Below are 26,934 nucleotides of genomic sequence, written 5' to 3'. Positions count from 1 at the left end.
TACGACGGCCCCGCCCGACGACGGCCCCGCCCGACGACGGCCCCGCCCGACGACGGCCCCGCCCGACGACGGCCCCGCCCGACGACGGCCCCGCCCTACGCCGGCCCGCGCAGCCGAGGCGCCCGTGCCGCCGCGTCCACCGCCGGGGCCGCCCCGCTCTCCACGGCGTCCGCCAGCTCCCGCGCCCACCGGACGACGTCGCCGGTGTCCAGACCGTACGGACACGGATCGTGCCGCGCGTCGTGCGCCGCCCACTCCTCCACGGCGTCCGCCCCGCGCCGCAGCAGCCGGGCGCCGCCGGTGCGGTTGCCGCGGGCCGCGTGGGTGAGGCCCACCGCGAGCTGGGCCAGCCCGCGCCAGAGCGCGCGTTCCTCGTCGGGACCCGATTTCCAGGCGTCCTCGAAGACCTCGTGGGCGTGGAACGGGCGGCCCGCGTCCAGCAGCTCCTGGGCCTCGGTGAGCGTCTGCGCGGGGGTGCGCACCACGCCCTCCGGCTGCCGCGGCACCCCGGGTGCGTCGTAGGGCAGGGGCCGCCCGAGCCCGTCCCGCGGCCGGGCGTTGCGCGCCCGCCCCTGGTCGTCCCGGTCCCGTGCGCCGGCCGGCCGGCCGGAGGATGTGCCGTTCATAGGCCGATTGTCCCCCGCCCCCGTGCCCCCTTCGGCACACCGGCCGGCGTGCGGTAAAGTGACGTTCGCGCGATCACGCGGCCGGACCGCACGTGAGCGCACCGGGACGTGGCGCAGCTTGGTAGCGCACTTGACTGGGGGTCAAGGGGTCGCAGGTTCAAATCCTGTCGTCCCGACGGGAGCTCCGCTCCGAAGTCGCGGCCGAGTGCCCTGCCCCACCGACAGGTGGAGCAGTGCCCTCGGCGCGCCCGGCCCGCCGTGCCCGCCCCCGTCCGGTGGTCGCGGGGCCGTCCCCCCGACGACGCAGTCCCGCATGCCGCGCGGCGGCCCGCACGCGATGCTGGGGCCATGACATCCAGCCGGGACGGCGCGGACGGTCCCGCCGAGAGCTCCCCGGCCGGCCACGGCCCCACCGGGGACAGGCCGAAGAAGCTGCATGAGTACGCGCAGGGCTGGATCGGGACCCTGGCCGGCGTGGCGGCGCTGGCGCTGTCCATCTACAACCTGGTGGTCCTCCAGCAGGAACCGGCCGTGGACGTCACCCTTCCGCACATCGCGCGCGTCGCCCAGGGCAAGGACACGTGGCTGTACCTCCAGCCGACGCTGTCCACCCGGCTCAGGACCGAACGGGTCGAGATCGTGACGCACGTCGAGCTGCGCCTGCGGCCCGTCGGCGGCAGCGTTCGCGCGCCCGCCTTCTTCTGGGACGAGACCGGCTCCTTCTCCTACGATCACACCACGCACCGGCTCACCTACGAGAGGGTGGCGGACCCCGGCCCCCTGGTGGTGGCCCAGGGGGCGCCGCAGCAGCCGCTCCTGCTGTTCAACGCTGTCGGTTGGAACCTGGCCGCCGGCCGCTACGACGGCACCCTGACCTTCCGGCGGGCCAGCGGACAGCGGCCGCTGCGGAAGAGGTTCTGTCTGGTGGTGTCCCAGGGGGCCGCGGCGACCATCCGGGAGGCCCAGCAGTACACCTTCCACGACTTCCGCAACGACGTGCCGGGCAGCGATCCGGGGAGGACCGGTTGCTACGTGCTGTCCCCGGTGTGAGGAACCGGCCCGGGTGAGGGCCCAGGGCAGGGCGGCCGCTCAGGGCCGTACCAGGAGCTGGAAGTCGAAGGTGTAGTGGGACGCGCGGTAGATGTGGGTGCCGTACTCCACCGCGCGGCCGGTGTCGTCGTAGGCCGTGCGGTGCATGGTGAGCAGGGCGGCGCCCTCCTTCTCGGCGAGCAGGGCGGCCTCCGCGGCGGTGGCCGCGCGGGCGCCGATGGTCTGGCGGGCGCTGTGCAGGGTGATGCCGGCCGCGCGCAGCAGGCGGTACAGACCCGTGGACTCCAGCCGGTCGGTGCCGGCGTCGATCAGCGTCGCCGGCAGGTGGTTGACCAGGAACGCGACGGGACGGCCGTGGGTCAGCCGCAGCCGCTCCAGCAGCCGCACCTCGGCGCCCTCCGGCACCCCGAGCGCGGCGGCCACCTCGGCGGTCGCGGGCACCGGCTCGTCGCGCAGCACCCGGGTGCCGGGGGCCTGCCCGGCCTTCTCCAGGTCGTCGTAGAGACTGCTCAGCTCCAGGGGGCGCCTGACCCGGCTGTGCACCACCTGCGTGCCCACCCCGCGCCGCCGCACCAGCAGGCCCTTGTCGACCAGCGACTGGATGGCCTGGCGGACCGTGGGGCGGGACAGGCCGAGGCGTACGGACAGGTCGATCTCGTTGCCCAGGAGGTCGCCCGGGGCGAGCCGTCCGCGCTCGATGGCCGCCTGGAGCTGCTGGGCGAGCTGGTGGTAGAGCGGCACGGGGCTGGCCCGGTCCACGGCGAAGTCCAGGGCGTCGAGCGCGCAGTCGGTCACGGCACGGGAGCGGTCGTCGGTCGTCGCCACCGTGGCACCCCCTTCGGTCGGTGTACGGGCGGGCGGTCGGGGCGGTCGGGGCGGTCGGTGCGGCGGGCCGCCGCGGCGCGCGGGCGGTCGCGGTCCGCGGGTGGTCGCGGTGCGCGCGCCGTCGTGGTGCGCGGGCCGTCGCGGCGTGCGCGCCGTCGTGGTGCGCGGGTGGCCGTGGTGCCCGCAGTGGTCGCGCGGGCCGTCATGGTGCGCGGGCCGGGCACGGTCACAGGTGGTGGCGGCGGTCGGTGACGTGGCGGTCGTACTCGGCGCGTGCCCGGACCGCGGCCTCGCGGGAGGCCGCCGCGGCGACCGGGACGTCCCACCACGCCTGGGCCGGGGGAGCGGTGGAGGCGGGGTCCGTCTCCACGTACACGCAGGTCGGGCGGTCCGAGGCGCGGGCCGCGCGCAGCGCCTCGCGCAGCTCGCCCACCGTCTTGGCGCGCAGCACCTCCATGCCGAGGCTGCCCGCGTTGGCGGCGAGGTCGACGGGCAGCGGGGAGCCGGTGAAGGTGCCGTCGGCGGCGCGGTACCGGTAGGCGGTGCCGAAGCGCTCGGCGCCCACCGACTCCGACAGCCCGCCGATGGAGGCGTACCCGTGGTTCTGGACCAGCACCAGGTTGACCGGCAGACCTTCCTGCACGGCGGTCACGATCTCCGTCGGCATCATCAGATACGTGCCGTCGCCGACCAGGGCCCACACCGGTGTGCCGGGCGCGGCCTGCTGGACGCCGATGGCGGCCGGGATCTCGTAGCCCATGCACGAGTAGCCGTACTCCAGGTGGTACTGGCGCGGTGAGCGGGCCCGCCACAGCTTGTGCAGGTCGCCCGGGAGCGAACCGGCCGCGTTGATCACCACGTCGTCGTCGCCGACCACCGCGTCCAGCGCGCCCAGCACCTGCGTCTGGGTCGGTACGGCGCTGTCGTCGGCGGCGCGGAAGGCGGCCTCGACGATCCTCTCCCAGCGCTCCTTGCCGGCCCGGTACGCGGCCTCGTACCCGGCGTCCACCCGGTGCCCGGCCAGTGCCTCCGTGAGTGCCGTGAGTCCCGCCCGCGCGTCGCAGACCAGCGTCGTGGCCGCCAGCTTGTGCGCGTCGAAGGCGGCGACGTTGAGGTTCACGAAGCGGACGTCCGGGTGCCGGAACAGGGTGCCGGAGGCGGTGGTGAAGTCCGTGTAGCGGGTGCCGACGCCGATGACCAGGTCGGCGGTGCGGGCGAGCTCGTCGGCGGTGGCGGTGCCGGTGTGGCCGATGCCGCCGACGTCCTGCGGGTGGTCGTGGCGCAGCGAGCCCTTGCCGGCCTGGGTGGAGGCGACCGGGATGCCGGTCGCCTCGGCCAGTGCGCGCAGCGCCTCCTCGGCCGCGCTGTGGTGGACGCCGCCGCCCGCGACGATCAGCGGCCGGGACGCCGCGCGGACGGCCCGCACGGCCTCGGCGAGCTCGGCCGGGTCGGGAGCGGGACGCCTGACCCGCCACACCCGCTCGGCGAGGAACTCCCGTGGCCAGTCGTACGCCTCGGCCTGCACGTCCTGCGGCAGCGCCAGCGTGACGGCGCCGGTCTCGACCGGGTCGGTGAGCACCCGCATCGCCCGCAGCGCGGAGGGGATCAGCGCCTCGGGGCGGGTGATCCGGTCGAAGTAGCGGGAGACCGGGCGCAGGGTGTCGTTCACCGACACGTCCGCCTCGACGGGGTGTTCCAGCTGCTGGAGCAGGGGGTCCGCCGCGTGCGTGGCGAAGTAGTCGCCGGGCAGCAGCAGCACCGGCAGGCGGTTGATCGTCGCCAGGGCGGCGCCCGTGACGAGGTTGGTGGCGCCCGGGCCGATCGAGGTGGTCACCGCCTGGGTGGACAGCCGGCCCCGCTGGCGGGCGTGTCCCACGGCCGCGTGCACCATGGCCTGCTCGTTGCGGCCCTGGTGGTACGGCATCACACCGGCGTACTCGACGAGGGCCTGGCCGAGACCGGCCACGTTGCCGTGGCCGAAGATGCCCCAGGTGCCGGCGATCAGCCGCTGCCGCACGCCGTCCCGCTCGGTGTACTGGGCGGCCAGGAACCGCACCAGGGCCTGGGCGACGGTCAGCCGGACCACCGGCGGCCGCGGCGACTGCGACTGCGCCTGCTGCGGCTGCGCCTGCTGCGAGTGCGGCTGCTGCGGCGGCTGCTCAGGGTTGCTCATCTCGGACCTCACTCGGCGGGAGCGGTGTACAGGGGCAGGCGCGGGTCGACGGGCTGCCCGGGCCAGGTCTCGCGGATCCAGGCGTGGTCGGGGTGGTCGCAGATCAGCCAGGCACGCTCGGCGTCCGGGCCCGCCATGACGTTGAGGTAGTACATGTGGTGGCCGGGCACGGCCATCGACGGGCCGTGCCAGCCGTCCGGGATCAGCACCACGTCGCCGTCGCGGACCTCGGCGAGCACATCCGTGCCGCGCCCCCGCCCGGAGGGCGTCACGCGCTGGTAGCCGAGGCCGGGGACGCCGTCGTGGGCGGCGAACTCGAAGTAGTAGATCTCCTCCAGCACCGACTCCTCGCCCGGCCGGTGCTCGTCGTGCTTGTGCGGCGGGAACGACGACCAGTTGCCGCCCGGGGTGAGCACCTCGACGGCGATCAGCCGGTCGCACTCGAAGACGTCCGCGGCGCCGAAGTTGTTCACCTGCCGCGAGCAGGTTCCGGTGCCGCGCAGTTCCACCGGAACCCGGGAGGCGGGGCCGTAGCGGGCCGGCAGCCGGCGGGTGCAGCGCGCACCGGTGAGCGCGAACCGTCCGCCGCCGGGTGAGGAGAGGGTGGCGCGGGCGTCGCGCGGCACATAGGCGAAGTCGCTCACGGCGCTGAACACATCGGCACGGCCGGTCAGTTGGAAGGCGGTCTCCCGGCCGGAGGCGTCGGTGGCGGACACCGTGCAGCCGCCCGACAGCGACAGGACGATCCACTCGCTGTCGCCGGTGCCGAAGGTGTGTGAGCCGCCGGGCGGCAGTTCGAGGACGCGCAGGCTCGCGTGTCCCCAGCCCGCGGACTCGGGGCGCACGTCCACGGTGTACGCACGGCCGGGCGCCGGGGCGGCGGCGGGCAGGTGGTACGGGCCGGCGGCGGGCGGGCGGTCGGGGCCCGTGCCGGACACGAAGTCCGGGCCGGCGGCGGGCGGGTGGCCGGGGCCCGTGCCGGACACGAAGTCCGGGCCGGCGGCGGGCGGGTGGCCGGGGCCCGTGCCGGACACGAAGTCCGGGCCGGTGGCGGGCGGGTGGCCGGGGCCCGTGCCGGACACGAAGTCCGGGCCGGTGGCGGGCGGGCGGTCGGGGCCCGTGCCGGACACGTGGTCCGGGCCGGTGGTGGTCATCGGGCGGCTCCTCCTTCGCGCAGCAGGCCCACGGCCGTGTCGACCGCCGTCTCGACGCTGCCGGTGGCGGGATACAGCAGGGAACGGCCGACGACCAGGCCCTGGACGGTGGGCAGTCTCAGCGCCTTGCGCCAGCGCTCGTAGGCGCCCTCCTGGTCGCCGCCGACGTCGCCGCCGAGCAGCACCGCCGGCAGCGTGGAGGACCGCAGCACCTCCGCCATGTCGTCCGGGTCCGTGGTGACCGGCAGCTTCAGCCAGGTGTACGCGGAGGTGCCGCCCAGCCCCGAGGCGATGGCGATGGAGTGGGTGACGGCCTCGGCGGACAGGTCGTTGACCACTCTGCCGCCGGCGCGGCGGGAGAGGAACGGCTCGACGAACACCGGCAGGCGCAGCTCGGCCATCTCGTCTATGGCCCGGGCCGTGGACTCCAGCGTGGTCAGCGAGCCCGGGTCGCCGTAGTCGATCCGGAGCAGCAGCTTGCCCGCGTCGAAGCGGAGCCGGGCCAGGTCGCGGGGGCGGTGGCCGGTGAAGCGGTCGTCCATCTCGAAGGAGGCCCCGGCCAGTCCGCCGCGGTTCATCGAGCCCATGACGACCTTGCCGTCCAGGACGCCGAGGAGCAGCAGGTCCTCCAGGATGTCGGCGGTCGCCAGCACCCCGTCGACGCCGGGCCGGGACAGGGCCGTGCACAGGCGCTCCAGCAGCTCGGCCCGGTTGGCCATGGCGAGCCGGCGGTCGCCGACCGCGAGCGCGCCGCGCGCCGGGTGGTCGGCGGCCACGATCATCAGCCGGCCGCTGTCGCCGATCAGCGGGCGCCGCACCCGGCGGGCCGCCGCCTCGGCGACGGCCTCGGGATGCCGGGCTCTGACGGCGGTGAGGTCGGGGATGCTGAGGGTCAAGGCGAAACTCCGTTCGAGGAGTGGCGTGCGAGCACTCCGGGCCGGCGGTGGTCAGGCGGTGGCCCGTGCGAGGAGGTCTTCGACCTCCGCCGGGGCGGGCATCGCGGAGGAGCAGGCGAGGCGGGAGGCGACCAGGGCGCCGGCCGCGTTGGCGAACCGCATCGTCCGGGTCAGGTCCCAGCCGGACAGCAGCCCGTGGCAGAGCGAGCCGCCGAAGGCGTCGCCGGCGCCGAGGCCGTTGACGACCTCGACCGGCACCGGCGGCACCTCGGCCCGGGCGCCGTCCCGGTGCGCCGCCAGCACGCCCTTGGGGCCCTGCTTGACGACGGCGAGTTCGGGCCCGGCCGCCAGCAGCGCCTCGGCGCACGCCTCGGGCTCGCGGACGCCGGTGGCGATCTCGCACTCGTCGAGGTTGCCGACCGCCACGGTGGCGTGCCGCAGCGCCTCGGCGTAGTAGGGGCGGGCCTGCTGCGGGTCGCGCCAGAACATGGGGCGCCAGTCGAGGTCGAAGACCGTGGTGCCGGCCCTGGCGCGGGCCGCGAGGGCGGCGAGGGTGGCCGAGCGGCTGGGTTCCTCGCTCAGCCCGGTGCCGGTGATCCAGAAGATCCGGGCCGCGCGGACGGCGTCGAGGTCCAGTTCGTCGGCGTGGATCTCCAGGTCGGGCGCCTTGGGCCGGCGGTAGAAGTAGAGCGGGAAGTCGTCCGGCGGGAAGATCTCGCAGAACGTCACGGGCGTCGGGTACGCCGCGACCGGCGTCACCCAGCGGTCGTCGACGCCGAACTCGCCGAGCGCCCGGTGCAGGTAGTCGCCGAAGGGGTCGTCGCCCGTGCGGGTGATGACCGCGGTGCGGCGGCCGAGCCGGGCGGCGGCGACGGCGACGTTGGCGGCCGAGCCGCCGAGGAACTTGCCGAAGGTCTCCACATCCGCCAGGGGTACGCCGGACTGCAGCGGGTAGAGATCGACTCCGATACGGCCCATCGTGATGAGGTCGAAGGGCCGGGCGGTCCCGGACTCGGTGGGCTCTGCCATGCGCGACGCTCCTCGGGCTGTGCTGGGGGGTGGGGCCCGCGGCGCCGGGGCGCGGAGCCCGGGGCCCGCGACGGGCCGGGACGCGGATCGCGGGGTCTGCCGCCTCCCAGGTGTAGGACTCCGGCACCCGCACTGTCAATAGTTTGTACTTACATTCGGACTAGCTCGTGAAGTGATGTCTTAACAAAGTATTGACAGCGGGCGCGCCACGGGATGGAATCCGGTCCCAGCGCAACCGCCGCCCAGCGCGGCGCACGGCCCGGGCGTGAGCCGCGGGCCCCCGGGATCCCTCCCGATCCCTGCCTTCCCCCGTCGCACAGTGAGGTGCAGGAAACGATGGACCGCTCTTCTCGCTCCCGCAGACTCGCCCCCGTCGTGGCCGTGGCCGCGGCGGCGGCCCTGACCCTCGCCGGCTGCTCCAGCAGCTCGGGCGGAAAGAAGGCCGAGGAGAGCGGGTCGGCCGCCTCCGCGGGCAAGGCGAACACGCCCCGGATGACGGTCGCCCTGGTGACGCACCAGGCACCCGGCGACACCTTCTGGGACATCGTCCGCAAGGGCGCCGAGGCCGCCGCCGCCAAGGACAACATCAAGCTCGTCTACTCCGCCGACCCCAACGCCGGCACCCAGGCCAACCTGGTGCAGAACGCGGTGGACCAGAAGGTCGACGGCATCGCGGTCACCCTCGCCAAGCCGGACGCCATGAAGAGCGTGATCGCCAAGGCCACGGCCGCCGGCATACCCGTGGTGGGCCTCAACTCCGGCGTCAGCGACTGGAAGAAGCTCGGGCTGACCGAGTTCTTCGGCCAGGACGAGAGCGTGGCGGGCGAGGCCTTCGGCGACAAGCTGAACCAGGTCGGCGCCAAGAAGGCCGTCTGCGTCATCCAGGAGCAGGGCAACATCGGCCTGACCCAGCGCTGCGACGGCGTGAAGAAGACGTTCAAGGGCACCACCGAGACCCTGTACGTCAACGGCACCGACATGCCCTCCGTGAAGTCGACGATCACCGCCAAGCTGAAGCAGGACAGCGGCATCGACTACGTCGTCACCCTGGGCGCCCCCTTCGCCCTGACCGCGGTGCAGTCGGTGGACGACGCCGGCAGCAAGGCCAGGATCGCCACCTTCGACCTCAACAAGGACCTGACCGGCGCCATCCAGAAGGGCACCATCCAGTTCGCCGTCGACCAGCAGCCCTACCTCCAGGGCTACCTCGCGGTGGACTCCCTGTGGCTCTACAGGAACAACGGCAACTACAGCGGCGGCGGCGTGCAGCCGGTCCTGACCGGCCCGGCCTTCGTCGACAAGTCCAACGTCGACAAGGTCGCCGAGTTCGCCGCGAAGGGCACCCGGTGATCGACATGACCCAGCAGGCCGCGCCGGCGGTGGGAACACCGCCGGCCCCCGGCGGCAGGGAGACCGACGGCCGGACCGCGCGGCGCCCGCTCGCGCTCCGGCTGCTGGCCCGCCCGGAGGTCGGCGTCTTCCTCGGCGCCGTCGCCGTGTTCGTGTTCTTCTTCGCCGCGGCGCCATCGGTCCGCCAGGGCGGCTCGATGGCGACGATCCTCTACCAGTCGTCGACCATCGGCATCATGGCCCTGCCCGTGGCGCTGCTGATGATCGGCGGCGAGTTCGACCTCTCGGCCGGCGTCGCCGTCATCACCTCAGCGCTGACCGCCAGCATGCTCAGCTACCAGCTCACCATGAACGTGTGGGTCGGCGTCGTCGTCGCCCTGGCGGTGTCGCTCGGGATCGGCGCGTTCAACGGCTGGATGCTGGTGCGGACCGGGCTGCCGAGCTTCCTGGTCACGCTCGGCACCTTCCTCATCCTCCAGGGCGTCAACCTCGCCGTCACCAAGCTGGTCACCGGCAACGTGGCGACCGACGACATCAGCGACATGGACGGCTTCGGCCAGGCCAAGGCCCTGTTCGCCTCGTCCTTCGACGTCGGCGGCGTCCAGGTGAAGATCACCGTGGTGTGGTGGCTGGTCTTCGCCGCGCTGGCCACCTGGGTCCTGCTGCGCACCAAGTACGGCAACTGGGTCTTCGCGGTCGGCGGCAACAAGGACAGCGCCCGCGCGGTCGGCGTGCCCGTGACCTTCACCAAGATCACCCTGTTCATGCTGGTCGGCTTCGGCGCCTGGTTCGTCGGGATGCACCAGCTGTTCTCCTTCAACACCGTGCAGTCCGGCGAGGGGGTCGGGCAGGAGCTCATCTACATCGCCGCGGCCGTCATCGGCGGCTGCCTGCTCACCGGCGGCTACGGCTCCGCCATCGGCCCGGTCTTCGGCGCCTTCATGTTCGGCATGGTGAACCAGGGCATCGTCTACGCCGGCTGGAACCCCGACTGGTTCAAGGCGTTCCTCGGCGTGATGCTGCTCGGCGCCGTCCTCATCAATCTGTGGGTCCAGCGCACCGCGACCCGGAGGTGACCGACATGACGACCGACAAGACCAGCGGCGCGAACGCGGCCGGCGGCACCGGCGGGACCGACAGCGGCGCCGGAACCGGCGTCCCGTCCCGGACCGGCGGCCACGGCGCGGTCCCGAAGGACCCCGCGCCGGCGGCGCCCGCACCTGTCGTCGAACTGCGCGGGGCCGGCAAGTCCTACGGCAACATCCGCGCCCTGCACGGCGTGGACCTCGCCGTCCACCCCGGCAGGGTGACCTGCGTACTCGGCGACAACGGCGCCGGCAAGTCCACCCTCATCAAGATCATCTCCGGGCTGCACCAGCACACCGAGGGCGACTTCCTCGTCGACGGCGAGCCGGTGCGCTTCTCCACCCCGCGCGAGGCCCTCGACAAGGGCATCGCCGCCGTCTACCAGGACCTGGCCACGGTCCCGCTCATGCCGGTGTGGCGGAACTTCTTCCTCGGCTCGGAGCTGACCAAGGGCGCCTGGCCCCTGCGCCGTCTCGACATCGCCCGCATGAAGCGCACGGCGGACGAGGAACTGCGCGACATGGGCATCGTCCTGGACGACCTGGAGCAGCCCATCGGCACCCTGTCCGGCGGCCAGCGCCAGTGCGTGGCGATCGCCCGCGCCGTCCACTTCGGCGCCCGCGTCCTCATCCTGGACGAGCCCACCGCCGCCCTCGGCGTCAAGCAGTCCGGGGTGGTCCTGAAGTACATCGCCGCCGCCCGCGACCGCGGCCTCGGCGTCATCTTCATCACCCACAACCCGCACCACGCGTACATGGTCGGCGACCACTTCAGCGTGCTGCGCCTGGGCACCCTCGAACTGTCCGCCGCGCGCAGCGAGATCGGCCTCGAGGAGCTGACCAACCACATGGCCGGCGGCGCCGAACTCGCCGCCCTCAAGCACGAACTGGCCCAGGTCCGCGGCGTGGACGTGGACGAGCTCCCCGAGGAGCGGGACCTCACGGCACCCACCGGCCCGGCCGCGTCCACGGGTCCGGCCGCCTCCCCGGGGCCCGCGAAGTCCACGGAGCCCACCGCCCCCGTACCGGCATCTCCCGAAGGGAACTGACGACATGGCCCCCGCGCTGGACCGCATCCGGGTCGGCTCGGCCCCCGACTCCTGGGGCGTCTGGTTCCCCGACGACCCCCGGCAGGTCCCCTGGGAACGCTTCCTCGACGAGGTCGCCGAGGCCGGCTACTCCTGGATCGAACTCGGCCCCTACGGCTATCTGCCCACCGACCCGGCCCGCCTCACCGACGAGGTCGGCAGGCGCGGGCTGAAGGTCTCCGCGGGCACCGTCTTCACCGGACTGCACCGCGGCCCGTCGGTGTGGGACGCCACCTGGGAGCACGTGAGCCAGGTCGCCGCCCTCACCCAGGCCATGGGCGCACGGCACCTCGTCGTCATCCCCTCCTTCTGGCGGGACGACAAGACCGCCGAGATCCTGGAGCCGCCGGAGCTGACGGCCGGGCAGTGGGCCCACCTGGCCAAGGGCATGGAACGCCTCGGCCACGAGGTCAAGGAGACCTACGGCCTCGACATCGTCGTCCACCCGCACGCCGACACCCACGTCGACACCGAGGCCCACGTCGAGCGCTTCCTGGACTCCACCGACTCCGAGCTGGTCAACCTGTGCCTGGACACCGGGCACTACGCCTACTGCGGCGGCGACAGCGTCAAGCTGATCGAAACTTACGGCGAACGCATCGGCTACCTGCACCTCAAGCAGGTCGACCCGGCGATCCTCGCCGACGTGGTGGCGAACGAGGTGCCGTTCGGTCCGGCGGTCGCCCGCGGCGTGATGTGCGAGCCCCCGTCCGGCGTACCGGCACTGGAACCGGTCCTCGCGGCCGCGCAGCGCCTCGGCGTGGACCTGTTCGCGATCGTCGAGCAGGACATGTACCCGTGCGACCCGGACAAGCCACTGCCCATCGCGGTACGCACCCGTCGCTTCCTGCGATCCTGCGGCGCCTGACCCGGCCGGGACTCCCGTCCCCACCCCGATCGGGCCACCCGCCCCGGCCCCGATCGGACCACCCGTCCCGGCCCCGGCGGGACTCCCGCCCCGACCACGATCGGCCGGGCCACCCGTCCCGACCCGGCCCGGACTCCCGTCCCACCCCGGCCGGGCCACCGGTACCGGTACCGGTACGGGCGCCGGAGCGGGGACCGGCCGCACCGCGCCCCGGAGGACCCTCGCGGCCGGCCGGCTCCGGCAGGGCGCACGGCAGAGGGACGCCGCCCCGACCGGCACGGGTGGACCCTCCCCGGCGGGCACGGTACGAGGGCGCGCCGACCGGCCCCCGCGCGCGAGCCGGTGCCCGGGTCCGCGGAGCCCACGATCCGCGCCGGATGACCTTGCCGCGCTACAGTCGGGCCGTACGGAAGCACAAGCGCCGCGTCCCGCGCCGCCGCCCGGTGCCGGACCCGCCCTGGACGGGGGCATCATGAGCACACCGCGTGATCTGATGATCGTCGCCCTGGACGTGCCGGCGAGCCGCCCGCCGGCCCGCGGCGACCTCTCCCTCGCCCTGGCCGGGGCGGAGGCGTACGACCTGCTGCGGGACGACGTCCTCCGCCTGGACGGCGACCGCATCGTGCCCCGGGTGCGGGCCGAGCCGGCCGACCGGCTGCTCGAGGCCGCCGCCTGCTCCCTGGTCCGGCAGGTCCCCTACGAGTCCTTGCCGGACTGGCTCTGGCGGCGCGGCAACGGCCTGGCGTCGGCGTACCTGGCCGCCCTGGAGCAGGAGGGTCAGATCACTTTCGAACGGTGCCGCTGGCTGCCGTTCCGCACCGGGCGCACGCTGCTCAGCGACACCGAGGCCCGCCGCCGGGCGGCGTACCGCTGGGCCGCCGACGAACCGGTGCTGCTGGCCCTGGCGGCGGCCGTCGGCATCGGCGAGGAGACCGCCGCGACGGAGCCCGGCATCACCGACGACGCGGTCCTCACGGTCCTGGCGGCCGTCCACGAGGCGGTCATGGAACTGGAGGCGGTCCGCCAACGCCGCGCGATCGAGGCCGCGGCCTTCGCGAACGTATGGCGCGGGGCATAGCCCCGCGGGGTACAGGGGGCATAGCCCCGCGGGGTACAGGGGCATGGCCCCGCGGGGTACAGGGGCATGGCCCCGCGGGGTGCGGGGGGCGGAGCCCCCGCCGGGGGTGCGGGGGCGGAGCCCCGCGTGGGGTCCGGGGCGGAGCCCCGTGGCGGCAACTTGTCGGCCCAGTGAGTCGGGTGGGCTGGATGGGGCAGAGGGGGGTGCGGGGGGCGGAGCCCCCGCCCGGGGTCTGGGGCGGAGCCCCAGGGACGGTGACCCCTCACCCCAGCGAGCCGGGCGGGCGGGTGGGCAAAGCCAAAGCGGGGGCGCGGGGGACAACCCCCGCCGGGGCCCCCGGGGCAGAGCCCCGGGCGCCGACAAGCGGCGGCCCCCCGCCACTCCTATGCTGGTGACGTCGGGTTCCGCATCCGGCGGATGCCCGGCCCCCGCCGGGAGCCGGCCCATGACGCACGCGTGCACACGACTGGGCAGGGCGGCCGTCACCGCCACCGCCGTGCTGATCGTGCCCATCGCCGCGACCGCCCCGACCACCGGAAGCGCACCGCCCACCGGAAGCGCACCGCCCACCACCAGCGCCGCCCCGGCCGCCCCCGCCGCCCCGGCCACCTGGGCCACCCCGGCCACCCCGGCCGGCCCCGCCGCCTCGGACCCGCGCCCCTCGCCCATCCCCTCCTTCACCCTGATCAGCGCCCCCCGCCCCACCGCGACCGCCCGTCCCGACACCACCCCCCGCCCAGACGTGACCCACCGGATCGACGAGGCCGTTCGGCGCGTCATGCGCGAGGCACACGTCCCCGGAGTGACCGTGGGCCTGTGGCGGCCGGGGGAGCGGTACGTGAAGTCCTTCGGCGTGGCCGACACGAGCACCGGGCAGAAGATGTCACCCGGCCTGTACACGCGGATCGGCAGCGAGACCAAGACCTTCACCGTGACCGCGCTGCTGCAGCTGGTGGACCGGCACGAGGTGGACCTGGACGACCCCATCGGCAGGTACGTCGACGGCGTACCGAACGGAAACACGATCACCCTGCGAGAGCTGGCCGGCATGCGCAGCGGACTGTTCAACTACTCCGACGACGAGGACTTCTTCAAGGCCCTGACCTCGGACCCGCGGCGTGCCTTCACACCGCGGCAGCTGCTGGGCTACGCCTTCGCACACCCCGTGCTGTTCCCGCCGGGCGAGCGGTTCTCCTACTGCAACACCAACCTGATCCTCCTCGGCCTCGTCGTCGAGAAGGTGACCGGCCGGCCACTCGCCGGCTACCTCCACGACCACGTCCTCGTACCCGCCGGCCTGGACCGCACCCTCTTCCCGGCCGGCGCCGAGTTCCCCCGGCCGCACCCCCAGGGCTACACCGACCAGACCGCCGACGGGCGGGTCGCCGGCACGGCGGACTGGAACACCTCCTGGGCCTGGGCGGCCGGCGCGATGATCTCCACGCTCGACGACCTGCGCGTCTGGGCCCGCACGGTGGCCACCGGCGTCTTCCCCGACGGCGCCGCCATGGTCGCTCCCGCCACACAGGAACAGCGCCTGACCACACCCCCCACCACGATCCCGGGCGCCGGATACGGCCTGGGCATCTTCGACGTCCAGGGCTGGATCGGCCACAACGGCTCGATACCCGGCTACGAGTCCCTGACCATTTACCTCCCCGGGCAGGACACGACCCTCGTCGTGCTGCTGAACACCGACATCGACCACCGGGGCAGCGAACCCAGCACCCTGTTCGGCCGGGCCATCACCGAGATCGTCACACCACGTCACGTCTTCGACCTGCCGGCCCAGCCCGCCGCCCGGTGAGGCGGCCCGTCCGTACACTGATCACGTGTCCGAGGTCCGCATCCCGTCCTCCGCCGCACCCCCTCCCATGACGGGGCAGACCGCCTGCGGCGTGGGCGCGCGCGGCCCGCTGCGCACCTTCCTGCGCACCGAGACGGGCAGCGCGGCGGTGCTGCTCGCGGCGGCGGTCGCGGCGCTGGTGTGGGCCAATGTCTCGCCGGGCACCTACGAGTCGTTCTGGCGCACCCGGCTGTCGGTCACCCTCGGCTCGGCCGGGGTCTCCCTGGAACTGCGCGAGTGGGTCAACAGCGGGCTGATGGCGCTGTTCTTCTTCGTCGTCGGCCTCGAGGCCCGCCGCGAGTTCGACATCGGCGAGCTGCGCGAGCGCCGGCGGCTGGCGCTCTCGGCCGTCGCCGGGCTCAGCGGGATGGCCGTTCCCGTGGCGATCTATCTCGCGTTCAACGCCGGGCACGCCTCGGCGGGGGGCTGGGGCGCCGCGATGTCGACCGACACGGCGTTCGCGCTGGGCCTGCTGGCCGTCTTCGGCTCCCGGCTGCCGTCCGGGCTGCGCGTCTTCGTCCTCGGCGTCGCCGTCGCCGACGACTTCGCCGCCCTGGCCGTCATCGCCTTCGCCTACACCGGGACCGTGTACGTCCCCGCCCTCCTCACCGCCCTCGGCGTCCTCGGCGTGCTCCTGGCGATGCGCGCCGCCGGGGCACGCACCACGGCGTACCTGCTGCCGGCCGTGCTGCTGTGGGGCGCGCTGCTGCGCTCGGGGGTCGATCCGGTGGTCGGCGGGCTCGTCATGGGGCTGCTCACCTACGCCCACCCGGCCCAGAGGCACGCGCTGGAGCGGGCCAGCCGGCTCTTCCGCCGCTTCCGCGAGCAGCCCACCCCCGAACTGGAACGCACCCTGCGCCGCGGCCTGGCCTCCACGCTCTCGCCCAACGAACGGCTGCAGCGCCTGTTCCACCCCTGGACCAGCTATGTCGTCGTGCCGTTGTTCGCGCTGGCCAACGCCGGTCTCACGATCCGCCCCGACCGGCTCGCGGACGCCTTCGCCTCGCCCGTCACCCTCGGCGTCCTGGTCGGTTACGTGCTGGGCAAGCCCGTCGGCATCGCCGGCGCCACCTGGCTGGCGGTGCGGCTGAGCCGGGGGCGGCTGCGGCCGCCGCTCGGCTGGGGGGCGATCGTCGCGGGCGGCACCCTGTCAGGAACGGGCTTCACGGTGTCGCTGCTGATCGCCACCCTGGCCTTCGACGGGGCCCGGCTGGAGGAGGCCAAGACCGGCGTCCTGGCGGCCCTGGTCTGCTCCTTCCTCGTCACCTGGCTGGTCACGAGGGTGCTGGCCCTGCTGCCCCCGGACCGTCGCGCCCGCGCCCTGCTGGGCGGGGGAGAGGTGCTCGTCGACCTCAGCGAGCCCGTCGACCCGGCCCGCGACCACATCAGGGGCCCGCTGGACGCCCCGGTGACGCTGGTCGAGTACGGCGACTACGAGTGCCCGTACTGCGGCCTCGCGGAGCCCGTGGTGCGCGAGCTGCTCGCCGACTTCGGCGACGACGTGCGCTACGTCTGGCGGCACCTGCCCCTCACCGACGTGCACCCCAGCGCCCAGCTCGCCGCCGAGGCCGCGGAGGCCGCCGCCCGCCAGGGCCGGTTCTGGCAGATGCACGACATCCTGATCAGCCACCAGGGCGACCTGGAGGTGAAGGACCTGCTGCGCTACGCCGAACAGGCCGGGCTGGACGTGGAGCGGTTCCGTACGGACCTGCGTGAGCGCGCGGGCGCGGAGCGGGTGGCCGAGGACGTCGAGTCGGCGGACCTGAGCGACGTGTCCGGCACGCCGACCTTCTTCGTCAACGGCCGCCGCCACCGCGGCCCGTACGACATCGCCACCCTCTCGGAGGCCGTCCGCACCGCCCGGGAGCGGGCCGTGCTCGCCGGAGCCGGCCCGCGCACCTGACCGCCGGCGAGCACCTGACCGCCGGCGCGCCGTGCCCACGGTGGCGGACGGTGGCGGGGCCGGGCCCCGGACCCGCGGCGGCCGGTCAGACCGTGCGCACCTCCTCGACCGGCACCGGGCGGTGCTCGCGCAGGGACAGCGTGCACGCCTCCGCGATCCACCCGGCCTCCAGCGCGTCGGCGACCGTGCACGGCGACGGCAGCCGCCCGGCCACCACCTCGGTGAACGCCGCGAGTTCGGCGCGGTAGGCGTCGGTGAAGCGGTCCATGAAGAAGTCGTGCGGGGTGCCGGCCGGGAAGGCCACCCCTGGTTCCACCGAGCGCAGCGGCAGCCTGTCGTCCAGGCCCACGGCGATGGAGTCCGCGAAGCCGTGCAGTTCCATGCGCACGTCGTAGCCGCGCGCGTTGTGACGGCTGTTGGAGACCACCGCGATCGTGCCGTCGTCGAGGGTGAGGACCGCCCCGGTGGTGTCGGCGTCGCCCGCCTCACGGATGTACTCGGCGCCGCGGTTGCCGCCGACGGCGTAGACCTCGGTCACCTCCCGCCCGGTCACCCAGCGGATGACGTCGAAGTCGTGCACCGAGCAGTCGCGGAAGATGCCGCCGGAGGCGGCGACGTACGCGGCCGGGGGCGGCGCCGGGTCGAGCGTGGTGCACCGCACCGTGTGCAGCGCGCCCAGCTCGCCGGCGTGCACGGCCGCCCGGGCGGCGGTGAAACCGGCGTCGAAGCGGCGGTTGTAGCCGATCTGCACCGGCACGCCGGCCCCCTCGACGGCCTTCAGCACCCGTACGCCCTCGGTCATGGTGCGGGCGACGGGCTTCTCGCAGAAGACGGGCACGCCCGCCTCGACGGCGGCCAGGATCAGGGCCGGGTGGGCGTCGGTCGCGGCGGCCACCACGACACCGTCCACCCCGGCGGCCAGCATCTCCTCGGGCGAGCCGGCCACCTCGGCTCCGAACCGCCCGGCCGCGGCCTCGGCGTCCGCGAACGGGTCGGCGACGACGAGCGAGGTGACCGCGTCGAGCGCGGACAGGGTCTCGGCGTGGAAGGCGCCGATGCGGCCGAGGCCGAGAATTCCGATGCGCATGGGGGTGGTGCTCCTTGGGTCTGGGCGGAGGGCGGAGGGTGGAGGGCGGACGGCGGTCAGTCCAGGCCGCCGAGTACGTTCTGGTCCCAGTCGATCACCGAGCCGGTGACCACGCCGGACCGCTCGGACAGCAGCAGGACCACGAAGTCGGCGATCTCGTCCGGCCGGCCCAGCCTGCCCATCGGCAGCCGCTCGGCGGCGCGCTCCCGCCAGTCGTCGCCGGCGCCGTGGAAGCGGCGCTGGGTGGCGTCCTCGCCCTCGGTGGCGGTCCAGCCGATGTTCAGGCCGTTGATCCGGACGCGGTCGAAGCGGTGCGCGTGCGCGGCGTTGCGGGTCAGGCCGGCCAGCCCGGCCTTGGCCGCCACGTACGGCGCCAGGAAGGGCTGCCCGCCGTGCGCGGAGGAGGTGATGATGTTGACGATCGTGCCGGGCGCCCCACGGGCCACCATGTCGGCCACCGTCGCCTGCATCGCGAAGAACGGCCCCTTGAGGTTGACCGCGATGTGCGCGTCGAACAGCTCGGGGGTGGTGTCCAGCAGGGTGCCGCGGGCGGTCAGGCCCGCCGAGTTGACCAGGCAGTCGATCCGGCCGTACGCGTCGACGACCTCGGCCACGGCGGACCGGGCCCGGCCGGCGTCCGCCAGGTCGGCCTGGAGGTATCTCGCCGTGCCCCCGGCCGCCGTCAGCTCGGCCACCAGCGCCTCGCCGGGTTCGCGGCGGCGGCCGGTCACGGCCACCAGGGCGCCCTCGCGGACCGCGGCCCGCGCGACCGCGGCCCCCACACCCTGGGTGCCGCCGTTGACCAGGACGGCCTTGTCCCGCAGAAGTCCCGTCGGTTCCATGGTCGTCCTCAGCTCTCGCGTCGCCCGGCGGCGGCCCGCAGCCGGGCCCGCAGGGCGTCCGGGGTCCAGTTCTCCCGCAGCGCCCGGCGTACCAGGTCGGCCTGGGAGGGCGGGGCCAGGCCGTCGACGGGCGGGTCGTCGTCGAGGTTGGTGGGGAAGGGGTAGCCCTCGGCGCTCGCGGCGACGACGCGCTCCAGCCAGGCCTCGTCCACGCCCCCGGCCCGGCGCTCGAGCAGCACCGGGAAGACCGCGTTCACCACGGCCTCGCGGTCCACGGTCTCCATCGCCCGCCCGAAGGCGGAGGAGACCTGGAGGAGATTGGCCATGCGCCGGATGTCCGCCGAACGGTTGGTCCCGGCGGCGTGGAACACGGCGGGGTTGAAGAAGACCGCGTCCCCCTTGGCCAGCGGGAGCTGCACGTGGTGCGCCTCGAAGTACGCCCGGAACTCCGGCAGCCGCCAGGCCAGATAGCCCGGCTCGTACGTCTGCGAGTACGGCAGGTACATCGTCGGCCCGGACTCCACCGGCATGTCGCGGTGCGCGACCGCGCCCTGCAGGGTCAGGGCGGGGGAGAGGCGGTGCACGTGCGCCGGGTAGGCGGCCGCGGTCCGGGCGTCCAGGAAGCCCAGGTGGTAGTCGCGGTGCGGCAGCTGGGCCGCGCCGCCCGGATTGACGACGTTGATCTGCGAGGTCACCTGGTAGCCGGGGCCGAGCCACGCCTCGCAGACCAGGGCGAGGACCTCGTTGGCGTAGTAGTCGGCGAAGGCCCCGGGGTCGTGCAGCGCCGCCTTCTCCAGGGCGTTCCACACCCGGTCGTTGGCCCCGGGTGCGGCGAAGTGGTCCCCGGCGCCGGCGCCCGAGGCGCGCTGCCCGGCGATCAGGTCCTCGAAGACGGCCGTGGCCCGGTCGACCACGGCCGGGTCGGGAAAGGCGCCCCGCAGCACCACGACGCCCGGGCCCGTGTCGAGGGCGCGGACCAGTTCCTCCCGCACGGCGCGGCGGTCCCCGGCGAGCAGCCGCGCGGTGTCGTAGACGAGGACGTTCCGCTCGACGGCACCGGCGTGCGGGAAGCCGGCGGGGTCGCAGGCCCGCTCGACGAGCGCGCGGAAGGCGTCGAGATCGCAGGCCTGCTCGGACAGCCAGACGCGGGGGCGCAGGGAGGTGGAGGACATCGTCGTCCTTTCGGTCACGGAGGCGACGCGCTTTCGGTCATGGAGGCGACGCGCTTTCGGTCATGGAGGCGACGCGCTTTCGGTCATGGAGGCGACGCGCTTTCGGTCACGGAGGCGGCGCGGCGCTGTCATTCTTGTCAGTACAAACCCCTCGAACAACCAGCAGTGAGCCATCAAAAACCCCTCAAGCAGCACAAGGAGCCGGCGCATGGGCCACCCGTTCCCCATTCGGGAGATCGCACGTCAGGCCGGGCTGAGCGAGGCCACCGTCGACCGGGTGCTCAACGGCCGGGGCGGCGTGCGGGAGAGCACCGCGCGGGAGGTGCACCGGGCCATCGCCGACCTGGACCGCCAGCGCACCCAGGTCCGCCTGGTCGGCCGCACCTTCATGGTCGACATCGTGATGCGGGCGCCCGAGCGGTTCACCACCGCCGTGCGGGCCGCGCTGGAGGCCGAACTGCCGTCCCTGCACCCGGCCGTGGTCCGCTCGCGCTTCCACTTCCGCGAGACCGGCCCGGTGCGCGAGCAGGTGGCGACCCTCGACCGGATCGCCCGGCGCGGCTCGCAGGGCGTGATCCTCAAGGCGCCGGACGTGCCCGAGATGACCGAGGCCGTCGGCCGGCTGGCCGCGGCCGGGATCCCGGTCGTCACCCTCGTCACCGACCTGCCCGCCAGCGCCCGGCTGGCCTGCGTCGGCAGCGACAACCGGGCGGCGGGCGCGACGGCCGCGTACCTGATGGCCCAGTGGCTCGGCGACCGGCCCGGCCATGTGCTCACCAGCCTCAGCAGCGGTTCCTTCCGCAACGAGGAGGAACGCGAGATGGGCTTCCGCAGCGTCATGCGGGCCCGCAGGCCGCGCCGCGAACTGGTGGAGATCACCGAGGGGCAGGGCCTCGACGCCACCCAGTACGACCTGGTGCGCGCGGCCCTGGAACGCGACCCGGAGATCCGCGCCGTGTACTCGATCGGCGGCGGCAACATCGCCACCCTGCGGGCCTTCGAGGACCTGGGCCGCGAGTGCGCCGTGTTCATCGCCCACGACCTGGACCAGGACAACACCCGCCTGCTGCGCGAGCACCGGCTGTCCGCCGTGCTCCACCACGACCTCCGGCACGACATGCGGGAGGCGTGCCATCTGGTGATGCGGGCGCACGGTGCGCTGCCGCCCGCCGGCCCGACGCTGCCCTCGGCGGTCCAGGTGGTGACGCCGTACAACATGCCGCCGTACGCCGCCCCGTCGCGGCCGGCCGGACTGTGACCCCGGCGGCCGCCGGCGCTCCGGGCCGGCGGCGCTGCGGCTCGCGCCCCGCCGCGACAGGGCGACCGCCGGGGCGCGGGAGCGCGTCCGGTGGCCTCAGAGGCTGATCGCGTACACCTTGCGCAGCGTCTCGTGCACCGTCCACGTCGTACGGTCGCCCTCGCGCAGCACCGCCATGTCGCCGGGCCCCACCCGCAGGGTCGGCCCGCCCTCCACCTCGACGGTGGCCGAGCCGCTGATCACCACGAACATCTCGTCGGCCTCGGTGTCGGTGACCACTCCGGGGGTGATCTGCCAGATCCCGCGCACCTGACGGCCGTCCGCCGACTCCCAGACCACCCGGCCGGTCACCTCGGGGGTCCCGGAGACGATCTGCTCCGGGGCGAGAGGCTCGGGAGTCAGGTCGGCGTCGGCGACGTGCAGGGCGAACGTCCCGAGGGGAGCAGGAGTCCCGCTGGAGGCGGAGGTGCCGGTGGGGGCGGAAGTGCCGTCGGTGGCAGGGGTGTCGGACATGCGGCGACCCTAGCTCCGGGGCGGGCCGCCCGGAGGGCGACACAGTGTGCGGGATCGGCGCCGGCGTGCGGACACTTCGTCGGGCCGGCCGTGAGTGGCAACCCGGCGCGGCCCGGGTGATCGTGGGAAGGACCGTCCCCGTACGCCCCGAAGGGAGCCGTCATGGCGGGCATTACGACGGCCGCTCCCGGGCAGTCCGCCCACGACACCCGGTCGACGCTGCTGTTCGGCGGGGTCTACGGCGCCGTCCTGGCGAGCGCGATGGTCGCGGCCCTCATCCGGGACGGGCACACCTCCGCGGAGAGCCGGCGCTACGACGCCGCCTGGCTGGTGGTGACCGGGTTCGCCTCCGCGCTCGCGCACGGCTACGCCCACTACATCGCCGAGCGCGGCGCGCGCCCCCGCTGGGAGGCGCTGCACGTCCTGGTCCGCGAGTGGCCGCTCGTCGTGGCCGTGCTGCCCACCGTACTGATCCTCGCCGGCGCGGGCTGGGGCTGGTGGCCCACCGGCGGGGTGGAGTTCGCCGTGTTCGCCTTCAACATCGTCCTGCTGTTCACCCTGGGCGTGGTCACGGCCCGGTGGGCCGGGCGCGGCTGGGCCGTTTCCGCGGCCACCGGCGTGGGGGACGCCATGCTCGGCGTGCTGGTGGTGCTGGCGAACTCCGTCATCGAGTAGCCCCGGGCGGCTCCCGCCCTGGGAAGCTCCGTCCCGGCCGGCTCTCGCCCCGAGCGGCTCCGATGGTGCACCATCGTCGGCGGTCCGGCGCGTCGCCGGAGGCGGCCCGTCCGGGGCGCCGGCATCTCCGCTCGGTGCCCGCTCGGTGCCCGCTCAGCGCCCCGCGCGGACTCCGTCCAGGGCGATCGACAGGACCCGTTCGCGCTGGGCGTCGTCCACGAACGTCGTCGCCGTGACGCCCGCGACCAGTCGCACCAGGTCGCCGAAGTCCATGTCCTTGCGGGCCGCACCGGCCCGCTGCGCCCGCTCGAGCAGCGGGCCCCCGGCGGCGTACATCGACTCCCGGCAGGCATGGAAGATCTCCGACTCGTCCTCCAGCGCCTCGCGCACCGCCCGCTTGGTCACCAGATAGCCGGCGAACCGGTTGAGCCACGTGGTCAGCGCCTTCCACGGCTCCAGGTCGGCGACCTCCACCGCGGCCTGGCACAGGGCGTTCACCTCGTTGGCGTAGAGGCTCTCGAACAGGTGCCGGCGGGTGGGGAAGTTGCGGTAGAGCGTGCCGATCCCGACGCCGGCGCGGCGGGCGATGTCCTCCAGGGAGGCGTCCGAACCGTTCTCCGCGAAGGCCTCGCGCGCGGCGGCGAGCAGCGCGTCGTAGTTGCGGGCGGCGTCCTTACGGTGCGGGCGCTGGGCCGCGACGATGTCGTTGACGGGGAACGGCTGGGCCGTCACTGCTGCCTCCCGGACCGGGACGAGGTTGAAGCGGAGGTATGCCTCCGGTAGAGTGGAGGCGTACCTCCACTTTAGCAGTGCGAGCGGACCGCGGCGCCGTGCCCGCGCGCGGAGTCCGCGTCCCGTACGACGCCCGACACGGCACGTCACACCCCAGCCCCAGTATGCGGCCGCCCCGGCAGACGGGACGCCGGCCGCCTCCTCGCTCCCCGACAAGAGGTCCTTGTTCATGCCCCGGAAGTCCACCCGCCTCACCTTCGCGGTCCTCGCGAGCGGTGCGGGCGTGTTCTCCATGCTGCAGTCGCTGATCGCGCCCGCCCTGCCGACGGTCCAGCATGCGCTGCACGCCTCCCAGTCCACCGCGACCTGGGTGATGACGGCGTACCTGCTGTCCGCCTCGGTCTTCACCCCCATCCTCGGCCGGGTCGGCGACCTGGCCGGCCGCAAGCGCACCCTCGTCGCCGTACTGGTGATCGTGACGGCGGGCTGTCTGCTGGCCGCGCTCGCCCCCACCATCGGCGTGCTGATCGTCGCCCGGGTCGTCCAGGGAGCGGGCGGCGCCCTGTTCCCGCTGTCCTTCGGCATCATCCGGGACGAGTTCCCGCCCGGCCGGGTCGGCGGCAGCATCAGCAACCTGTCCGCCGTGATCGCCGCGGGCGGCGGTGTCGGCATCGTCGCGGCCGGACCGATCGTCTCCGCCCTCGACTACCGCTGGCTGTTCTGGATCCCCGTCGTCATCGTCGCCGCCACCACCCTGGTAGCGCTCCGGTACGTGCCGGAGTCGCCCCACCGCGCGTCCGGCGGCGTCAACTGGACCGGCGCCGCCCTGCTGTCCGCCTGGCTGGTCGCCCTGCTGCTGCCGCTGAGCCGGGCCGGCACCTGGGGCTGGGGATCGGCCCGCACCCTCACCCTGTTCGCCGCGGCCGTCGTCCTGTTCGCGCTGTGGCTGCTCGCCGAGGCCCGCTCCCGCAGTCCGCTGATCGACCTGCGCGTCATGCGGCTGCGCACCGTGTGGACCACCAACACCGCCGCGCTCTTCTTCGGCGCGGGCATGTACGCCATCTGGTCCTTCCTGCCCGCCTTCGTCCAGACGCCGCGCGCCGCGGGCTACGGCTTCGGGGCGAGCGTGACCGCCTCCGGTCTGCTCCTGCTGCCCATGCTGGTCGCGATGTTCCTCTCCGGCGTCCTCAGCGGACGGCTGGAGCCGGTGCTGGGCGCCCGGCGGCTGCTGACCGCCGGTGCCGCCTTCGGCGCGCTGGCCTGCGGCTTCCTCGCCCTGTGGCACGACGAGCAGTGGCAGGTCGCCCTGGTGGCCGGCCTCTTCGGCTTCGGCATCGGCCTGGCCTTCGCCTCCATGGCCAACCTGATCGTCGGCAGCGTCCCGCCCGAGCAGACCGGCGCGGCGACCGGCATGAACGCCAACATCCGCACCATCGGCGGCTCCATCGGCGCCGCGGTGACCACGGTCCTCGTCACCGGCCGGCTCCAGCCCTCCGGGCTGCCGTACGCCTCGGGCTACACCCACGGCTTCGCCCTGCTGGCCGTCCTCTGCCTGGCCGCGGCTCTGGCCGCCGCCCTGGTCCCGGCGGCTCGCACCGGCCGCCGCGCCCTCGTCCCGGCCGCCACCGGCTCGACCGGCCCGACCGGCCCGACCGGCACCGCCGCGCGGGCGGCCGCCGCCGCGCACGCGTCGCGCGCCCCGCGCGGCTGAGGCCCGGCCCCCGGCCCTGGTGCGGCCGCTCACCGGCCGCACCAGGGAGCTTCCCCGGTCACCCGCCCGCGTGCGGTAGGGTTTGGCTGCGCGTTCCCGGCGGACCACACCGCACGGGCGCGACGCGGCACACCGGGACGTGGCGCAGCTTGGTAGCGCACTTGACTGGGGGTCAAGGGGTCGCAGGTTCAAATCCTGTCGTCCCGACACGGTGAGGGGCCTTCGCGGACAGCGGTCCGCGAAGGCCCTTTTGCTGTGCCGGCCTGCCTGTGCCGGCCGGCACGTGTCGGAGTCCCTGTGCCGGCTCCGCTTCCGTACCGCCCTTGCGCGCCGCCTCCGTACCGCCCTTGCGCCCCGGCCCCGTCCGCCCGCCGTCCCGCCGTCCGTCCGGCCGCCAGGTGGACGCCCTCTTGACGGCGCCTCCCGCGCGTTCGACACTCCAGTAGGGAATCCTAGTGAACAGGTAGGGAAACATGGGGCGCCTTGAGTCGGTCACCGGCCGTGCGAGCCGTACGCCCCGGCCGTCGCCCCTTCTCACCAGCCGCCGCCACATCGATCTGCAGCGCGTCTGCAGCGCCATCCGCCGCCGGGCCTGAACCCGCCACGCGGGCCCGCACCCGCCGCCGGGCCGCCAGGCGCGGCCGTCCGGCTCCGTCCGCCCGGCCCCGCCCCAGGACCCGGTTGCCCGGCTCCAGGCCCGGTTTCGACCCGTGCCCCGTCCGCCTGCTGGCCCTCTCCGCCCGGCCCGGTCTCCCGGCTCCGAGGGGCGCCCGGGGGCGGGAGGCGGGCCTCCGGCGGGCCGCTTCGCCCTCGTTTCCGCCGCCGCGCGTCACCTGCGCGCCCGTCCCCGGGGAGACCCATGTCCGTAGCACCGCAGCCCGTCACCCACCCCGCCACCGCCACCGGCATCGCCCCCGCCCCGGCCACCGACATCGCCCCCACCGCCTTCCGCGGCCGGATCGGGCGGGACGCGCGCAGCGGGCACTACGCCGTGCCGCGGCGCTACCGGCTGTATCTGTCCACGGCCTGCCCCCAGGGCCTGCGCATCGCCGTCGCGCACAGCCTGCTCGGCCTGGGGGACAGCTGTCCGGTCACCTTCCTGCCCGCCGTCCCCGACTGCCCCGGCGGCGGCCACACCGCGCTGCGCCCGCTGTACGAGGCCGGCGCCCACCACTACGCCGGACCCGCGCTGGCGCCGGTGCTCGGCGACGACTGGTCCGGACGGATCGTCAGCACCCACGCTCCCGACATCCTGCGCGACCTCGACCGGCACTTCGGCGACGGCGGCGCCCCGCTGTACCCGCGCGGGGCCGAGGCGGAGATCGAGGCCGTCGAGCGGCTGTGCGCGCACGGTATCGAGCGGGCCGCCCAGCGCGCCGGCCGGGCGGACGCCGAGCCCGGCGAGCGGGCGGCGGCGCTGAGCGTGCTGCTCGCGGCGCTCGACGGACTGGAGGGCCGGCTGGCGGCCGGACGGCAATACCTGACAGGCGATCACCTCACGGCCGCCGATGTGGAGTTGTTCGTCTGTCTGGTGCAGCTCGACACCGTGCACCGCCACCACCTCGACGCCCGCGCGGTGCACCGCGTGGCCGGCCACCCCGCCCTGTGGGCGTACGCCCGCCGGCTGGCCGCCCACCCCGCCTTCGGCGCCCATCTCGACCTCGACGGCATCGCCCGCCGTCATCACGCCCGTTGCCGGGGCCTGGAGGCGGCCGGGGCGGCCGTGCAGATCCTCGACTGGACCGCCCACGCCGACGGTGGCCGCCCCACCCACGCCGACTGAGCCGTTCCGCGCACGGGACCGGCCTCGGCGCACCGCCGCGCACGGGACCGGCCCCGGCGCACCGCCACCATCCCACCGGGCGGCGGGCACCCGGTCCGCCGACCGGCGACTCCCGGCGGCCCAAGCCGACCACACCGTCGACGCGTTACGCGTTCCCGGACCGACCCTGCGACGGATTCGCCTGGTCGTG

24 protein-coding genes and 2 tRNA genes are annotated in these 26,934 nt (G+C 74.6%); 15 read left to right on the top strand and 11 right to left on the bottom strand.

Annotated features, from left to right (window positions below; genetic code table 11):
• Positions 1 to 95 precede the first annotated feature (95 nt).
• Positions 96 to 626 carry a DUF309 domain-containing protein gene (locus tag ACI2LW_RS05470; RefSeq protein WP_404729810.1) on the bottom strand — a complete coding sequence of 177 codons (531 nt, stop codon included), beginning with the start codon at positions 624 to 626 and terminating at the stop codon, positions 96 to 98.
• A 102-nt stretch (positions 627 to 728) separates the two neighbouring features.
• On the opposite strand from ACI2LW_RS05470, the gene ACI2LW_RS05465 reads away from it, so the two are divergent.
• Both ACI2LW_RS05465 and ACI2LW_RS05460 read left to right on the top strand, forming a co-directional pair.
• Positions 729 to 802: transfer RNA gene (locus tag ACI2LW_RS05465), tRNA-Pro, on the top strand.
• A 172-nt stretch (positions 803 to 974) separates the two neighbouring features.
• Positions 975 to 1,676, top strand: coding sequence for a hypothetical protein (locus ACI2LW_RS05460; protein WP_404729809.1), 702 nt, complete (start codon positions 975 to 977; stop codon positions 1,674 to 1,676).
• Positions 1,677 to 1,715: 39 nt separating this feature from the next.
• On the opposite strand, the gene ACI2LW_RS05455 is transcribed toward ACI2LW_RS05460, so the two are convergent.
• The 5 genes from ACI2LW_RS05455 to iolC all read right to left on the bottom strand — a co-directional run bounded on the left by ACI2LW_RS05455 (position 1,716) and on the right by iolC (position 7,753).
• Positions 1,716 to 2,501 carry a GntR family transcriptional regulator gene (locus tag ACI2LW_RS05455; protein ID WP_404729808.1) on the bottom strand — a complete coding sequence of 262 codons (786 nt, stop codon included), beginning with the start codon at positions 2,499 to 2,501 and terminating at the stop codon, positions 1,716 to 1,718.
• A 226-nt stretch (positions 2,502 to 2,727) separates the two neighbouring features.
• Positions 2,728 to 4,674 carry a 3D-(3,5/4)-trihydroxycyclohexane-1,2-dione acylhydrolase (decyclizing) gene (iolD, locus tag ACI2LW_RS05450; RefSeq protein ID WP_404729807.1) on the bottom strand — a complete coding sequence of 649 codons (1,947 nt, stop codon included), beginning with the start codon at positions 4,672 to 4,674 and terminating at the stop codon, positions 2,728 to 2,730.
• Between the two features lie 8 nt (positions 4,675 to 4,682).
• Positions 4,683 to 5,612: a 5-deoxy-glucuronate isomerase gene (iolB, locus tag ACI2LW_RS05445; RefSeq protein WP_404729966.1), complete on the bottom strand. Its 930-nt coding sequence runs from the start codon at positions 5,610 to 5,612 to the stop codon at positions 4,683 to 4,685.
• A gap of 212 nt (positions 5,613 to 5,824) precedes the next feature.
• Positions 5,825 to 6,724 carry a deoxyribose-phosphate aldolase gene (locus ACI2LW_RS05440; RefSeq protein ID WP_404729806.1) on the bottom strand — a complete coding sequence of 300 codons (900 nt, stop codon included), beginning with the start codon at positions 6,722 to 6,724 and terminating at the stop codon, positions 5,825 to 5,827.
• A 51-nt stretch (positions 6,725 to 6,775) separates the two neighbouring features.
• The gene (gene iolC, locus ACI2LW_RS05435) at positions 6,776 to 7,753 is read right to left on the bottom strand and encodes a 5-dehydro-2-deoxygluconokinase (protein ID WP_404729805.1); all 978 of its coding nucleotides are present in this window, start codon (positions 7,751 to 7,753) and stop codon (positions 6,776 to 6,778) included.
• Between the two features lie 336 nt (positions 7,754 to 8,089).
• Between iolC and ACI2LW_RS05430 the strand changes: the two genes are divergently transcribed.
• The 7 genes from ACI2LW_RS05430 to nhaA all read left to right on the top strand — a co-directional run bounded on the left by ACI2LW_RS05430 (position 8,090) and on the right by nhaA (position 16,971).
• Complete coding sequence (locus ACI2LW_RS05430; RefSeq protein ID WP_404729804.1) at positions 8,090 to 9,103, top strand: sugar ABC transporter substrate-binding protein; 1,014 nt, start codon at positions 8,090 to 8,092, stop codon at positions 9,101 to 9,103.
• Positions 9,103 to 10,179 (top strand): ABC transporter permease, encoded by a 1,077-nt coding sequence (locus ACI2LW_RS05425; protein WP_404729965.1) that lies wholly within the window; start codon positions 9,103 to 9,105, stop codon positions 10,177 to 10,179. Before ACI2LW_RS05430 ends, ACI2LW_RS05425 begins: the two co-directional genes overlap by 1 nt.
• Positions 10,180 to 10,184: 5 nt before the next feature.
• Positions 10,185 to 11,237 carry an ATP-binding cassette domain-containing protein gene (locus ACI2LW_RS05420; protein ID WP_404729803.1) on the top strand — a complete coding sequence of 351 codons (1,053 nt, stop codon included), beginning with the start codon at positions 10,185 to 10,187 and terminating at the stop codon, positions 11,235 to 11,237.
• A 4-nt stretch (positions 11,238 to 11,241) separates the two neighbouring features.
• Positions 11,242 to 12,144, top strand: coding sequence for a sugar phosphate isomerase/epimerase family protein (locus ACI2LW_RS05415; protein WP_404729802.1), 903 nt, complete (start codon positions 11,242 to 11,244; stop codon positions 12,142 to 12,144).
• A gap of 472 nt (positions 12,145 to 12,616) precedes the next feature.
• Positions 12,617 to 13,222, top strand: a complete 606-nt coding sequence (locus ACI2LW_RS05410; protein WP_404729801.1) for a GPP34 family phosphoprotein — start codon at positions 12,617 to 12,619, stop codon at positions 13,220 to 13,222.
• Between the two features lie 445 nt (positions 13,223 to 13,667).
• Entirely contained in the window at positions 13,668 to 15,029 is a 1,362-nt protein-coding gene (locus ACI2LW_RS05405) for a serine hydrolase domain-containing protein (protein WP_404729800.1), read from the top strand.
• A gap of 67 nt (positions 15,030 to 15,096) precedes the next feature.
• Positions 15,097 to 16,971: a Na+/H+ antiporter NhaA gene (gene nhaA / locus ACI2LW_RS05400; RefSeq protein WP_404729964.1), complete on the top strand. Its 1,875-nt coding sequence runs from the start codon at positions 15,097 to 15,099 to the stop codon at positions 16,969 to 16,971.
• Positions 16,972 to 17,056: 85 nt separating this feature from the next.
• Here nhaA and ACI2LW_RS05395 read toward each other — a convergent pair whose 3' ends face one another.
• Genes ACI2LW_RS05395 through ACI2LW_RS05385 form a run of 3 tightly spaced genes read right to left on the bottom strand, consistent with a single transcriptional unit; the run spans position 17,057 to position 20,072 of the window.
• Positions 17,057 to 18,058, bottom strand: coding sequence for a Gfo/Idh/MocA family oxidoreductase (locus tag ACI2LW_RS05395; protein WP_404729799.1), 1,002 nt, complete (start codon positions 18,056 to 18,058; stop codon positions 17,057 to 17,059).
• Between the two features lie 56 nt (positions 18,059 to 18,114).
• A complete protein-coding gene (locus tag ACI2LW_RS05390) occupies positions 18,115 to 18,900 on the bottom strand; it encodes an SDR family oxidoreductase (protein WP_404729798.1) in 786 nt (261 codons plus the stop codon).
• A gap of 8 nt (positions 18,901 to 18,908) precedes the next feature.
• A complete protein-coding gene (locus ACI2LW_RS05385; protein ID WP_404729797.1) occupies positions 18,909 to 20,072 on the bottom strand; it encodes a phytanoyl-CoA dioxygenase family protein in 1,164 nt (387 codons plus the stop codon).
• Positions 20,073 to 20,280: 208 nt separating this feature from the next.
• Here ACI2LW_RS05385 and ACI2LW_RS05380 point away from each other — a divergent pair, with 208 nt between their 5' ends.
• On the top strand, positions 20,281 to 21,330 hold the full coding sequence (locus ACI2LW_RS05380; RefSeq protein WP_404729796.1) for a LacI family DNA-binding transcriptional regulator: 1,050 nt from the start codon (positions 20,281 to 20,283) through the stop codon (positions 21,328 to 21,330).
• A gap of 96 nt (positions 21,331 to 21,426) precedes the next feature.
• On the opposite strand, the gene ACI2LW_RS05375 is transcribed toward ACI2LW_RS05380, so the two are convergent.
• Positions 21,427 to 21,843, bottom strand: a complete 417-nt coding sequence (locus tag ACI2LW_RS05375) for a cupin domain-containing protein (protein ID WP_404729795.1) — start codon at positions 21,841 to 21,843, stop codon at positions 21,427 to 21,429.
• 162 nt (positions 21,844 to 22,005) lie between these two features.
• Here ACI2LW_RS05375 and ACI2LW_RS05370 point away from each other — a divergent pair, with 162 nt between their 5' ends.
• Positions 22,006 to 22,518, top strand: coding sequence for a hypothetical protein (locus ACI2LW_RS05370; protein WP_404729794.1), 513 nt, complete (start codon positions 22,006 to 22,008; stop codon positions 22,516 to 22,518).
• 153 nt (positions 22,519 to 22,671) lie between these two features.
• Here the strand turns inward: ACI2LW_RS05370 and ACI2LW_RS05365 are convergent, their stop codons facing one another.
• Positions 22,672 to 23,250, bottom strand: coding sequence for a TetR/AcrR family transcriptional regulator (locus tag ACI2LW_RS05365; RefSeq protein WP_404729793.1), 579 nt, complete (start codon positions 23,248 to 23,250; stop codon positions 22,672 to 22,674).
• A 229-nt stretch (positions 23,251 to 23,479) separates the two neighbouring features.
• Here ACI2LW_RS05365 and ACI2LW_RS05360 point away from each other — a divergent pair, with 229 nt between their 5' ends.
• The 4 genes from ACI2LW_RS05360 (at position 23,480) to ACI2LW_RS05345 (ending at position 26,744) form a co-directional block, all read left to right on the top strand.
• Complete coding sequence (locus ACI2LW_RS05360; protein WP_404729792.1) at positions 23,480 to 24,961, top strand: MFS transporter; 1,482 nt, start codon at positions 23,480 to 23,482, stop codon at positions 24,959 to 24,961.
• A 133-nt stretch (positions 24,962 to 25,094) separates the two neighbouring features.
• Positions 25,095 to 25,168 (top strand) — tRNA-Pro (locus tag ACI2LW_RS05355).
• Between the two features lie 266 nt (positions 25,169 to 25,434).
• A complete protein-coding gene (locus tag ACI2LW_RS05350) occupies positions 25,435 to 25,557 on the top strand; it encodes a putative leader peptide (protein ID WP_404729791.1) in 123 nt (40 codons plus the stop codon).
• Between the two features lie 263 nt (positions 25,558 to 25,820).
• Complete coding sequence (locus tag ACI2LW_RS05345) at positions 25,821 to 26,744, top strand: glutathione S-transferase C-terminal domain-containing protein (RefSeq protein WP_404729790.1); 924 nt, start codon at positions 25,821 to 25,823, stop codon at positions 26,742 to 26,744.
• Positions 26,745 to 26,934: the final 190 nt, after the last annotated feature.

This window comes from Streptomyces sp. NPDC004065 (assembly GCF_044903565.1).
In the GTDB taxonomy this organism is placed as follows: Bacteria; Actinomycetota; Actinomycetes; order Streptomycetales; family Streptomycetaceae; genus Streptomyces.
This window is presented reverse-complemented; position numbering and strand designations above follow the sequence as displayed.

Coding starts and splice junctions, on each gene's coding strand:
- nhaA (WP_404729964.1), top strand. CDS start 15,097: ATGACGGGGCAGACCGCCTGCGGCGTGGGCGCGCGCGGCCCGCTGCGC.
- iolC (WP_404729805.1), bottom strand. CDS start 7,753: ATGGCAGAGCCCACCGAGTCCGGGACCGCCCGGCCCTTCGACCTCATC.
- ACI2LW_RS05360 (WP_404729792.1), top strand. CDS start 23,480: ATGCCCCGGAAGTCCACCCGCCTCACCTTCGCGGTCCTCGCGAGCGGT.
- ACI2LW_RS05470 (WP_404729810.1), bottom strand. CDS start 626: ATGAACGGCACATCCTCCGGCCGGCCGGCCGGCGCACGGGACCGGGAC.
- ACI2LW_RS05410 (WP_404729801.1), top strand. CDS start 12,617: ATGAGCACACCGCGTGATCTGATGATCGTCGCCCTGGACGTGCCGGCG.
- ACI2LW_RS05345 (WP_404729790.1), top strand. CDS start 25,821: ATGTCCGTAGCACCGCAGCCCGTCACCCACCCCGCCACCGCCACCGGC.
- ACI2LW_RS05375 (WP_404729795.1), bottom strand. CDS start 21,843: ATGTCCGACACCCCTGCCACCGACGGCACTTCCGCCCCCACCGGCACC.
- ACI2LW_RS05460 (WP_404729809.1), top strand. CDS start 975: ATGACATCCAGCCGGGACGGCGCGGACGGTCCCGCCGAGAGCTCCCCG.
- ACI2LW_RS05380 (WP_404729796.1), top strand. CDS start 20,281: ATGGGCCACCCGTTCCCCATTCGGGAGATCGCACGTCAGGCCGGGCTG.
- iolD (WP_404729807.1), bottom strand. CDS start 4,674: ATGAGCAACCCTGAGCAGCCGCCGCAGCAGCCGCACTCGCAGCAGGCG.
- ACI2LW_RS05415 (WP_404729802.1), top strand. CDS start 11,242: ATGGCCCCCGCGCTGGACCGCATCCGGGTCGGCTCGGCCCCCGACTCC.
- ACI2LW_RS05405 (WP_404729800.1), top strand. CDS start 13,668: ATGACGCACGCGTGCACACGACTGGGCAGGGCGGCCGTCACCGCCACC.
- ACI2LW_RS05390 (WP_404729798.1), bottom strand. CDS start 18,900: ATGGAACCGACGGGACTTCTGCGGGACAAGGCCGTCCTGGTCAACGGC.
- ACI2LW_RS05370 (WP_404729794.1), top strand. CDS start 22,006: ATGGCGGGCATTACGACGGCCGCTCCCGGGCAGTCCGCCCACGACACC.
- ACI2LW_RS05420 (WP_404729803.1), top strand. CDS start 10,185: ATGACGACCGACAAGACCAGCGGCGCGAACGCGGCCGGCGGCACCGGC.
- ACI2LW_RS05385 (WP_404729797.1), bottom strand. CDS start 20,072: ATGTCCTCCACCTCCCTGCGCCCCCGCGTCTGGCTGTCCGAGCAGGCC.
- ACI2LW_RS05395 (WP_404729799.1), bottom strand. CDS start 18,058: ATGCGCATCGGAATTCTCGGCCTCGGCCGCATCGGCGCCTTCCACGCC.
- ACI2LW_RS05350 (WP_404729791.1), top strand. CDS start 25,435: ATGGGGCGCCTTGAGTCGGTCACCGGCCGTGCGAGCCGTACGCCCCGG.
- ACI2LW_RS05430 (WP_404729804.1), top strand. CDS start 8,090: ATGGACCGCTCTTCTCGCTCCCGCAGACTCGCCCCCGTCGTGGCCGTG.